This is a genomic window from Rhodopseudomonas sp. NSM (genome assembly GCF_052445935.1).
In the GTDB taxonomy this organism is placed as follows: domain Bacteria; phylum Pseudomonadota; class Alphaproteobacteria; order Rhizobiales; family Xanthobacteraceae; genus Rhodopseudomonas.
This window is the reverse complement of record NZ_JBQTCH010000005.1, coordinates 240,196-250,578: the sequence shown is the minus strand read 5'-3', so window position 1 is coordinate 250,578 and position 10,383 is coordinate 240,196. Positions and strand designations below refer to the sequence as shown.

At 67.3% G+C, this 10,383-nt stretch carries 8 protein-coding genes; 5 read left to right on the top strand and 3 right to left on the bottom strand.

Features of this window, described 5'->3' with window-relative positions; all coding sequences use genetic code 11:
- Positions 1-7: 7 nt before the first annotated feature.
- The 5 genes from ACTZWT_RS15175 (at position 8) to ACTZWT_RS15155 (ending at position 7,777) form a co-directional block, all read left to right on the top strand.
- Positions 8-1,669 (top strand): efflux transporter outer membrane subunit, encoded by a 1,662-nt coding sequence (locus ACTZWT_RS15175; protein ID WP_444770507.1) that lies wholly within the window; start codon positions 8-10, stop codon positions 1,667-1,669.
- Entirely contained in the window at positions 1,666-2,781 is a 1,116-nt protein-coding gene (locus tag ACTZWT_RS15170) for an efflux RND transporter periplasmic adaptor subunit (protein WP_444770506.1), read from the top strand. The genes ACTZWT_RS15175 and ACTZWT_RS15170 overlap by 4 nt, the downstream gene beginning before the upstream one ends.
- A gap of 11 nt (positions 2,782-2,792) precedes the next feature.
- Complete coding sequence (locus ACTZWT_RS15165; RefSeq protein ID WP_444770505.1) at positions 2,793-5,858, top strand: efflux RND transporter permease subunit; 3,066 nt, start codon at positions 2,793-2,795, stop codon at positions 5,856-5,858.
- Between the two features lie 16 nt (positions 5,859-5,874).
- Positions 5,875-6,663 (top strand): 4'-phosphopantetheinyl transferase family protein, encoded by a 789-nt coding sequence (locus ACTZWT_RS15160; protein ID WP_444770504.1) that lies wholly within the window; start codon positions 5,875-5,877, stop codon positions 6,661-6,663.
- A gap of 523 nt (positions 6,664-7,186) precedes the next feature.
- Complete coding sequence (locus ACTZWT_RS15155) at positions 7,187-7,777, top strand: HdeD family acid-resistance protein (RefSeq protein WP_444770503.1); 591 nt, start codon at positions 7,187-7,189, stop codon at positions 7,775-7,777.
- Between the two features lie 22 nt (positions 7,778-7,799).
- On the opposite strand, the gene ACTZWT_RS15150 is transcribed toward ACTZWT_RS15155, so the two are convergent.
- The 3 genes from ACTZWT_RS15150 to epmA all read right to left on the bottom strand — a co-directional run bounded on the left by ACTZWT_RS15150 (position 7,800) and on the right by epmA (position 10,377).
- A complete protein-coding gene (locus tag ACTZWT_RS15150) occupies positions 7,800-8,144 on the bottom strand; it encodes a hypothetical protein (RefSeq protein WP_444770502.1) in 345 nt (114 codons plus the stop codon).
- Positions 8,145-8,242: 98 nt separating this feature from the next.
- Complete coding sequence (locus ACTZWT_RS15145; RefSeq protein WP_444770501.1) at positions 8,243-9,325, bottom strand: lysine-2,3-aminomutase-like protein; 1,083 nt, start codon at positions 9,323-9,325, stop codon at positions 8,243-8,245.
- A complete protein-coding gene (gene epmA, locus ACTZWT_RS15140; protein WP_444770500.1) occupies positions 9,322-10,377 on the bottom strand; it encodes an EF-P lysine aminoacylase EpmA in 1,056 nt (351 codons plus the stop codon). Before epmA ends, ACTZWT_RS15145 begins: the two co-directional genes overlap by 4 nt.
- Positions 10,378-10,383: the final 6 nt, after the last annotated feature.

Genomic DNA, 10,383 nt, shown 5'->3' with positions numbered 1-10,383 from the left:
ATCACGCATGGGAGCAACGGCGATTCGCCACCGAGGGACGCACGAGCGCAGCGCTGGTCGATGCGGCATCGCTACGGCAGCGCCGCTCGGGCCGATCTGGGCGGTCGCGGGCTCCCTGCTGCTTGCCGGCTGCATGGTCGGCCCCGACTTCGAGCCGCCACTGCCACCGGACGCGAGCGGCTACACCCCGCAGGCAAGGCTGCGGCCGGCGATGGCGAGCGAGATTGCCGGCGGCACGCCGCAGAGTTTCGTGGAGGCGCGCGACGTCGGCGGGCAGTGGTGGCGGGAGTTCGGCTCTCCCCAGATCAACGCCTTTGTCGAAGAGGCCGTGCACAACCACCCGAATGTGCGGGCCGCGCAATATGCCCTGCGCGCGGCGCGCGAAACGGCGCTGCAGACCCGTGGGGCACTCGCTCCCCAGATCGATGGCACGGGCTCGGCAACACGCCAGCAGGTGCCCGCCGCCTCCGGCGGCACCACCGGCCCGCCGTCGATCTACAATCTCTACTACGCGACGGTGAATGTCAGCTACACGCTCGACGTGTTCGGTGGTCTGCGGCGCCAGGTCGAATCCGCCGAGGCGCTGGCGCAGTACCGGCGGTTCGAGATGGAGGCGACCTATCTGGCTCTGACCGCCAATGTCGTCACCTCCGCCATATCGGACGCCTCGCTGCGGGCGCAGATCGCCGCCTCGCAGGAGATCATCAAGGCGCAGACCGACCAGCTGCAACGCGTCCAGCGGCAGTTCGAAGTCGGTGCCAATTCGCAGGCCGAAGTCCTCGCCCAGCGTGCGACGCTGGCGCAGACCCAGGCCACCCTGCCTCCGCTGCAGAAGCAATTGGCGCAGGGCCGCAACCAGTTGATGGCCTATCTCGGTCGTCTGCCGCACCAGGACCGCGGCGAGAGCGTGCATCTTTCGAGCCTGCGGCTGCCACGCAAGCTGCCGGTGACCTTGCCGGCATATCTGGTGCGGCAGCGGCCCGATATCCGCCAGGCCGAGGCGACGCTGCACCAGGCGGCGGCGCTGGTGGGCGTCGACACCGCGAACCTGCTGCCGCAATTCACCATCACGCCCCTGGTGGGCACCGACGCCCTCACCGTCGGCCAGTTGTTCACGCCGCAAAGCCTCGCCTTCACCCTCGCCGCGAATATGGGGCAGAAGCTGGTCGACGGCGGCCAGGCCTATCGCACCAAGGAGGCGAGCGTCGCCGCCTTCGAGCAGAACTACGCGCTCTATCAAGGCACCATCATCACCGCCTTCCAGAATGTGGCGGACGCGCTACGCGCCGTGCAATTCGATGCAGCCACACTCCGCGCCCAGGCGCTGGCGGAGAAGGCCGCTCTGGACAGCCTGAAGATGTCGCAGGAGCAGTTCAAGTCCGGCGCCATCAGCTACGCCATCATCATCACCGCCCAGCAGACCTACCAGAACGCCCTCATCGCGCGCATTCAGGCTCAGGCCATGCGCTACTACGACACTGTGGCGCTGTTCCAGGCGCTGGGCGGCGGATGGTGGAATCGCTTCGACGAAACCCGAGAGGCCTTTCCCCGCAACGGCGGTTACTTCCAGGGGCCGGACGGGCCCGCGCTGTCCGCAACCCGGGAAGGCGCCATCAGCGCGCCCGCACCGTCTGCGGCGGCCGACACTGACATGGAGCGTATCCGGTGAGTCAAAAGCGTATCATCGGGTGGCTGGCGGTCGCGCTGCTGGCGGGAGCGGTCGTCTACGGCGTGAGGGACTACATCACCGGGCGCCACGCGCCAGCGGCCCGCCACGGCGCCCCGGCGCAGACGGTCTCGGCGCAGGCCGCAGAGCTGCAGACATGGCAGCCCGCGATGGATCTGGTGGGAGAGTTGCGCGCCTCCAAGGGCGCCGATCTCGCGCTCCAGGTCTCCGGCATCGTCCGTAGCCTGTCCTTCGAGTCCGGAGACGTGGTGCAGGCCGGCGCGCCGCTGCTGCAGCTGGTCGCCGACGACCAGATCGCCAAGCTCGACTCGCTCAGGGCCACCGCCGAACTCAACGCCCTGACCCTGAAGCGCGACACCGAACAGCTCAAGATCAAGGCCGTGAGCCAGGCGACGGTGGAGAGTGACGAAGCCAATCTGAAGAACTCCAGGGCCCTCGTGGCGCAACAGCAGGCGCTGGTCGCGCAGTACAGCCTCACCGCGGCCTTCGCGGGCCGCCTTGGAATCCGCAGCGTCGATCTGGGCCAGTATCTGAGCGCCGGCACGACGATCGTCACCCTGCAGGCGCTCGATCCGCTGTTCGCCGATTTCTTCGTGCCGCAACAGTTTTTCGGCCGCCTGCAGGTCGGGCAGCCGGTCAATGTGAGGGTCGACGCCTATCCGGGTCAGGAGTTCGCCGCCACGGTGAGCGCCATCAACGCCAAGGTCGAGAGCGGCAGCCGCAACGTCAAGGTGCGCGCCGTGCTGAAGAATCCGAAGGGACAGCTGGTGCCGGGCATGTTCGCCCGGGTCGGCCTCGAGATCGACGCCGCCGGACAATTCGTGACGCTGCCGCAGACCGCCATCGTGGCCAATCCCTACGGCTCGACGGTGTTCGTGCTCGAGAAGGGCGCCGACGGCAAAGGCCTGGTGGCGCGGGAGACCTTCGTCAAGCTGGGACAGGCGCGCGGCGACTTCGTCGCCATCGTGTCCGGGCTGAAAGCCGGCGAGACCGTGGTGGTGGCCGGCCAGATCAAGCTGCGCAACGGCACCCCCGTCGTGGTCGACAACAGCCATCTGCCGCAGGCCAAGCTCGATCCCAAAGTGTCGGACTGACAGGAGCCGCGATGCCCATCACCGACCTATTCGTCCGGCGTCCCGTGTTGTCGCTGGTCGTGAGCGCGCTGATCCTGGTGATCGGCCTGCGCGCCATGTTCTCGCTGCCGATCCTGCAATATCCACAGATGCAGAACGGCGTGGTGACGATCACCACCACCTATGCGGGCGCCGATTCCGACATCATCGCCGGCTTCATCACCTCTCCGCTGGAGAACGTGATCGCCCAGGCCAACGGCATCGACTACATGACCTCGTCGAGCCAGACCGGCGTCAGCGCCATCACCGTGCATCTGCGGCTGAACTACGACAGCGGCAATGCCCTGACGGAGATCAGCACCAAGGTGAGTTCGGTGCTGAATCAGTTGCCGGCCGGCACCCAGCAGCCGATCCTCGCTCTGAAGATGGGCGCCACCATCGATGCGATGTATATCGCCTTCTCCAGCACCGTGCTGGCCGAGAACGAGGTGACGGATTACGTCGCCCGCGTGGTGCAGCCCAAGCTGCAGGCGGTCGCCGGCGTGCAGGTGGCGGAAATTCTGGGCGGCAAGAATTTCGCGCTGCGCGCCTGGCTCGACCCGGACAAGATGGCCTCGCTCGGTCTCACCGCCACCGACGTGGCGACCGCGCTCAAGACCAACGACTACATCTCCGGCGTCGGCACCACCAAGGGCCAGCTGGTGCAGGTCAAACTGTCCGCCGCCACCAACATGCGCTCGGTCGACGAGTTTCGCGAGCTCATCATCAAGAACGTCTCCGGCGCCGTGATCCGCCTGAAGGACGTGGCCAACGTCACGCTCGGCAGCGACGACTACGATTCCAGGACCAGCTTCAACGGCAAGTCCGCGGTCTATATCGGGATCCAGGTCGCGCCCTCCGCCAACCTGCTCGATGTCATTCAGGGCGTGCGGCAGACGCTGCCCGGCATCGTCTCGGACCTGCCCACGGGGCTGTCCGGCACCGTGCTCTACGACGCCACCAATTTCGTCAACACCTCGATCCGGGAGGTGGTCACCTCGCTGTTCGAGGCGGCGCTGATCGTCACGCTCGTGGTGTTTCTGTTCCTGGGATCATGGCGTTCGGTGTTCATCCCGATCGTCGCCATCCCGCTGTCGCTGATCGGCAGCTTCGCGCTGATGCTGGCCTTCGGCTTCTCGATCAACCTGCTGACCCTGCTCGCGCTGGTGCTCGCCATCGGCCTGGTGGTGGACGATGCCATCATCGTGGTGGAAGGCGTCAACCGCCACATGGAACAGGGCCTGAAACCGATCGATGCGGCGATCACGGCGGCCCGGGAATTGTCGGGGCCCATCATCGCGATGACGGCGGTGCTGATCGCCGTCTATGTGCCGGTCGGCTTCCAGGGCGGTCTTACCGGCTCGCTGTTCTCCGAATTCGCCTTCACGCTGGTGGCGGCGGTGATCGTGTCGGCGGTGGTCGCCCTGACGCTGTCGCCGATGAGCTGCGCCTTTCTGCTGGCGCCGCACGATGCGTCCGCGCGCACGCTGGAGGCCCGCATGGTGCGCGCCATCGACGGCGTCATGACGTCCGTCACCGCGGCCTATCGCACCGTGCTAACGGCCTCGCTGCGGCTGTTGCCGCTCACCATCCTGTTCGGCGCCGTGGTGCTGTCGAGCATCACCTGGCTGTATTCCACCTCGACCTCCCAGCTCGCGCCACCGGAGGACCAGGGGGTGATCCTGACCATGATGTCGGCGGCACCGAACGCCACGCTGGCGCAGCGCGAAACCTATGTGCAGCAGATCTACGGCATCCTCGACAAGCGGCCGGAGACCGATCTGGTGTTCCAGATCGACATGCCCGGCCAGGTGATCGGCGGCTGGGTGCTGAAGCCGTGGGACCAGCGCAGCCGGTCGGCACTGGCGCTCGCCCCGCTGATCCAGCAGGACTTCAACAAGATCGCCGGCGTGCGCGTGGCGGCGTTCCAGCTGCCGCCACTGCCGGGCAGCAGCGGGCTGCCGATCCAGTTTGTATTGAAATCCAACGATTCCTATGCACGGCTCTATCAGGCGTCGCAGAACTTCCTCAGCGAGGCGATGAAGAGCGGCAAGTTCATCTTTCTCGACAGCGACATGAAGATCGATCAGCCGCACGCCAGCATCCATTTCGACCGCGACAAGGTGTCGTCGCTCGGCCTGAACATGAGCGACGTCGGAGCCGCGATGTCGACCATGCTGGGCGGCAGCTACACGAATTATTTCGACCTCGGCGGACGATCCTACAAGGTCATTCCGCAGGTGATGCAGCAGCATCGGCTGAACACCGATCAACTGCTCAATTACTACATCCGGGCCGCGGACGGGACCTCCGTCCCGCTCTCCACCATCGCCCGGATCGAAACCAGGACGGTGCCGCAGTCGCTCAACCATTTCCAGCAGCTCAACTCCTCGACCGTCTCCGGCATCGCGATGCCCAACGTGTCGGACGGCGACGCGCTGGCGGAGTTGAGGGCCGTCGCTGCCCGGTCGCTGCCGTCCGGATACAGTTACGACTATGCCGGCCCGTCGCGGCAGCTGGAGAACGAATCCAACGGCTTCGTCACCACCTTCGCGTTGGCGCTGCTGATCATCTTCCTGGTGCTGGCAGCGCTGTTCAACAGTTTCCGCGATCCGCTGGTGATCCTGGTCTCGGTGCCGATGTCGCTTGCCGGCGCGCTCGTCTTCATCCGGCTCGGGGTCGGTGGCGCCACCATCAACATCTATACCCAGGTGGGCCTCGTCACGCTGATGGGCCTGGTCAGCAAGCACGGCATCCTGATGGTGGAGGTGGCCAACAGCCTGCGCAAGGAGGGCCGGAGCAAGCGCGACGCCATCATCGAGGCGGCCACCATCCGGCTGCGCGCGATCATGATGACGACGGCGGCGATGGTGCTGGGCGTGACGCCGCTGATCATCGCCACCGGCGCGGGCGCCAATTCGCGCTTCGACATGGGCCTGGTCATCGCCACCGGTCTGGCGATCGGCACGCTCTTCACGCTGTTCGTGGTACCGGCCTTCTATCTGCTGCTCAGCCACCGCGACCAGCCCCAGCCGGCGCCCGCCGTGGCGCACGCCTGAGATGGCGGCGTCGCCATTGTCCGGATTCGAGCGGGGCGCCATCGTGCTGCTGCACGAAGGCGGTCGCACGTTGCGCTGCGCGATCTCGCTGGTGGATGCGCCGCTGCCGGCGCTGGAAGAAGCCACCCGGGACATCCTCGGTCCCGAGGAGGAGTCCCTGCTGACCGACCGTCTCGCGCCGGCCCGCCGTCAGTCCCTGCTCGCCGGGCGCCGCGCGGCGAAGAACGCTCTGTGCCTGCTCGCGCCCGGCGTTCCCGCCCGCGACATCAGCGTGCTGCCGGGCCTGCTGCAGCAGCCCGTCGCCTGCGTACCGGGCCGGTCGAATCTGCAGGTGACACTGGCGCATGCCGGCACTGCAGCGATGGCGGTGGCGCATCCCGAGGCGTGCCCGATGGGCATCGACCTCGAACGGGCCGCGCCGGAGCAGCAGTCGGCTCTGATTGAACAGACAACACCGCGCGAGCGGGCCCTGGCGCAGACCGTCCTGCCTTACGACGAGCATCAGCGACTGCTGTTGCTGTGGTGCCTCAAGGAGGCGCTCTCCAAGGCGCTGCGTTGTGGACTAACGGTGCCGTTCAGCCTGCTCGAGATTGCGAGCCTTGCGCCATTGCCGGGAGGCGTGCGCGCCCGTTTCGAGAACTTCACCCAATATGAGGGCGTCGCGTTCTGCGCCCCCCCGCTCTCGGCGGCGCTGGTCATGCCCCATACGGTGCGATGGGAGAGCGCCGGTGGGGCCGCCTCACCTCAGATGCTTCACGACTGGCTCAGGGAGATCGTCGCGCTGCACCACCATCGAAGCGGCTGAACTCGTCGCCCGGAGGGCGGCCGACACTAATCAATCTCGGGTTGGCCGCGCCGCCGGCCTGCCCCGCATGCTCAGCAGCACCGAATACGACCCCGGTCCGGCCTTGACGGCGTAGCGATCGACCTGGCCGCAGTTCGCGCATTCGAAGGTGCGCAGTTCGTGGATGCGCTCGATCGGCGACACCCGCGCCAGCGCCGTCCGCGCGCCGCATGCGCTGCATCCGGGCCGTGGTCGACAGTCCATGAAACATTCCTGACCGGATAGCAGCGGGGGTCGGCGGCGAGCCGACTGTTCGCCGCTCAACATAGTTTCGAAACCCTTGCGCACGTTGACGCAGAGCAAGCGACGGCTTGAATCAGCAACAATTCGAGGCCGCCGACCTCGGGTTGGCCTCGACGACCGTCGCGTTGCGCACCAGCCCTGCGCGTCCCGCGGCACCAAATCGCAATACCGGCGAACATTTCGCGCCACGGCTCGTTGCGCAGGGGTATGTTCCCGCGTGTTCACGGCACAGGAGATTCCCATGACACTCTCGGACGGACCGGCAGACGGACCGGAGCGGCTTCAAGCCACGGTCGAGGCGGCGATCGGCAAGCACTGGAAGGCGTATCTGATCGAAGGCATCCTGCTTCTGATCTTCGGCTTCGCAGCGATCCTGCTGCCGCTGCTCGCCAGCCTCGCGATCACCATCATGCTGGGCTGGCTTTTCCTGGTCAGCGGCATCGCCGGCCTCGCCTTCAGCTACTGGGCAAGGCAGGCGCCGGGCTTCTGGTGGTCGCTGGCCTCCGCGATCCTGGCGGTGGTCGCGGGCATCGTCCTGATCGCGATGCCGGTGCAGGGCACGCTGACCCTGACCTTCGTGATCGGCGTCTACTTCCTCGCCGAGGGCGTGGCGACCATCATGTACGCACTCCAGCATCGCGGCCGGCTGTCCGAGCGCTGGGGCTGGATGCTCGCCGCCGGCGTTCTCGACATCATCGTGGCGTTCATCATCATCTCGGGATGGCCCGGCACCGCGGTTTGGGCGCTCGGCCTGCTGGTCGGCATCAATCTGGTGTTCGGCGGCACATCGCTGATCGCAATGGCGCTCGCCGCCCGCAAAAAGACGTCATGAAGCCGTCCACATCTGCCGCGGCTCAGCAGCCGCGGCAGATGCTCTTGATCTTGCGGTCGAGCGCGGCGTCGGCCGGATCGACCTGGTCGATCGACCGCTCGGGCGGAACGTCCATGCGGCGCGGCTGCCGATGCCCGACGGGCGCCTGGCCGGTGACGCGCTGATCGTCCGTCAAGGCCGGCGGCACCGACGGATTGGCCGGACCGCCCAGCCCGCCGGCGCCGCCGCTTCGGCCACCAGACCCCATCCCGCCGCTCGTGCTCGCGCCGCCGGAGCTTCCGCCGGACGAACCACCGCCGGACTGCGCATACGCCAAGCCACCGCCCGCGAGCGTCAGGGCTGTGGCCGCAATGATCAGCTTTCTCATCTCGATCTCCTTGCCTGCGCGCTGCCGGGCCGCATCTGGGCAACAACGCGTTGTCGACGTTGCGGTTGCCGTCTCCGGTTGCGGCCCGAAGTCGCTCGTCACGACCCGGGCGGATAGAGATGGACGTCGCCGCAATAGTCGGTGACACGATAGCGCGAATCCGCACCGGTTCCATCGTGTAAATAGTTCGGGCCGACCGGCGCCTTGCCGTAGCCGCCCGGAATGTCGAGCACGTATTCCGGCTGGCACAGGCCGGAGACGCGGCCGCGCAATGCCCGCATCAGCGCCTGCCCTTCTGCGATCGTGGTGCGCAGATGCGCGGTGCCGGGCGCGAGGTCGCCGTGATGCAGGTAATACGGCTTGATCCGGCACTCGACGAAGGCCCGCATCAGCGCTTCCAGCGTCTCCGAATCGTCGTTGACGCCGCGCAACAGCACCGACTGGCTCACCATCGGAAGGCCGGCGTCGATCAGCCGCGCACACGCGGCGCGCGCAGCCGCGGTGAGTTCGCGCGGGTGGTTGGCGTGCAGCGCGACCCAGGTGGTTTTACCGGATGTCTGCAACGTCCGCACCAGCTCCGGCGTGATCCGCGATGGATCGGCCACAGGGACGCGGGTGTGGAAGCGGATGATCTTGACATGATCAATCGTCGCCAGCTCGGCCATGATCTCGGCCATCCGGCGCGGCGACAGCATCAACGGATCGCCGCCGGTGAAGATCACCTCCCAGATTTCCGGATGGGCGCGGATGTAGTCGAGCGCCGCCGCGGTCGCCTCGCGCGACAGCGCGTTGTCCTTGCCGGGTCCGATCGTCTCGCGGCGGAAACAGAACCGGCAATACACCGCACAGACATGCACCAGCTTCAGCAGCACGCGGTCGGGATAGCGATGCACGATGCCCTCGACCGGCGCGTGCGCGCCATCGCCGATCGGGTCGTCGCGCTCGATCGGCAGCGTCGCGAGTTCCTCGGCGCGCGGAATGTATTGCCGCGCGATCGGGTCGTCGGGATCGTTCGGATCGATCAGCGCCGCGACGTCGGGCGTCACCGCGATCGCGTAGCGCGCCGCGACCTTGTCGAGGTCGCCCTGCGCACCGGCAAGCGCCAGTCCCTGCGCGATCAGTTCGGCCGGCTGGCGCAGTGTTGTGGCGGCGGGCGTTTGCAATCGTGTGACCTTGCTCATGACGCCTCGCCCGCCGGCGGTGTCCACACCACCTGATCGATGCTGGTCGCGCCCGCCGCCAGCATCACCAGCCGGTCGAAGCCGAGCGCCACGCCGCTCGCCTCGGGCATCTGCCCGACCGCGGCGAGGAAATCCTCGTCGAGCGGATAGCGCTCGCCGTAGCGGCGCTGCTTCTCGTCCATCGCCGCGGTGAAGCGTGCGCGCTGCTCGACGGCGTCGGTGAGTTCGCCGAAGCCATTGGCAAGTTCGACCCCGCAGGCATAGACCTCGAAGCGCTCGGCGACGCGCGGGTCGCTGGCCTTGGTCCGCGCCAGCGCCGCCTCCGGCGCGGGATAGTCGCACAGCGCCGTCAGCCGCCCCTCGCCGAGCCGCGGCTCGACGTGCTCGACCAGCACCTTGCTGAAGATATCCGACCAATTGTCGTCATCGGCGACCCGCACCTTCGCCGCAGCCGCGTGCGCCAGCGCGTCGCGATCGCCCTCGCCGTCGATGATGGTCGCCAGCAGATCGATCGCGGCGAAGCGCCCGAACGAATCTGCGACCGTCAGCATCTCGGCCTCCGCCTGCGGATCGCAGCTCCGGCCACGAAACGTGAAGCCGCCGATGCCCGTGGTCCGCGCCGAAAGCGCGATCAGCGCGACGCAATCGGCGATCACCGCCTCATAGCTCGCGCCGGCCCGGTACCATTCCAGCATGGTGAATTCCGGCAGATGCAGCCGGCCGCGTTCCCGATCGCGGAACACGCGGGCGAATTCGAAGATCCGCGCCTCGCCGGCCGCGAGCAGCTTCTTGCAGGCGAATTCCGGCGAGGTGCGCAGGTAGCGCGTCCGGCGCTCGCCGTCGGGCCCGAGCAATTCGGTGCGCGGCGCGTGCAGATGAGTCTCGTTGCCGGGCGACAATTGCAGGATCGCGGTCTCGACCTCGGCGAAATCTGCAGCGGCGAACCAGTCCCGTGCCGCCCGGGTCACGGCGCTGCGCGCGCGCAAAAAAGGCTTTCGGTCCAGATACCTGCCCCGGTCCCACCACGGCGACGCGCCAGCCTCGCTTTGCATCTCAAG

Bases quoted from the DNA above. Each gene is read 5' to 3' on its own strand.
- ACTZWT_RS15165 (WP_444770505.1), top strand. From the start codon at position 2,793: ATGCCCATCACCGACCTATTCGTCCGGCGTCCCGTGTTGTCGCTGGTC.
- ACTZWT_RS15150 (WP_444770502.1), bottom strand. From the start codon at position 8,144: ATGAGAAAGCTGATCATTGCGGCCACAGCCCTGACGCTCGCGGGCGGT.
- ACTZWT_RS15145 (WP_444770501.1), bottom strand. From the start codon at position 9,325: ATGAGCAAGGTCACACGATTGCAAACGCCCGCCGCCACAACACTGCGC.
- ACTZWT_RS15155 (WP_444770503.1), top strand. From the start codon at position 7,187: ATGACACTCTCGGACGGACCGGCAGACGGACCGGAGCGGCTTCAAGCC.
- epmA (WP_444770500.1), bottom strand. From the start codon at position 10,377: ATGCAAAGCGAGGCTGGCGCGTCGCCGTGGTGGGACCGGGGCAGGTAT.
- ACTZWT_RS15175 (WP_444770507.1), top strand. From the start codon at position 8: ATGGGAGCAACGGCGATTCGCCACCGAGGGACGCACGAGCGCAGCGCT.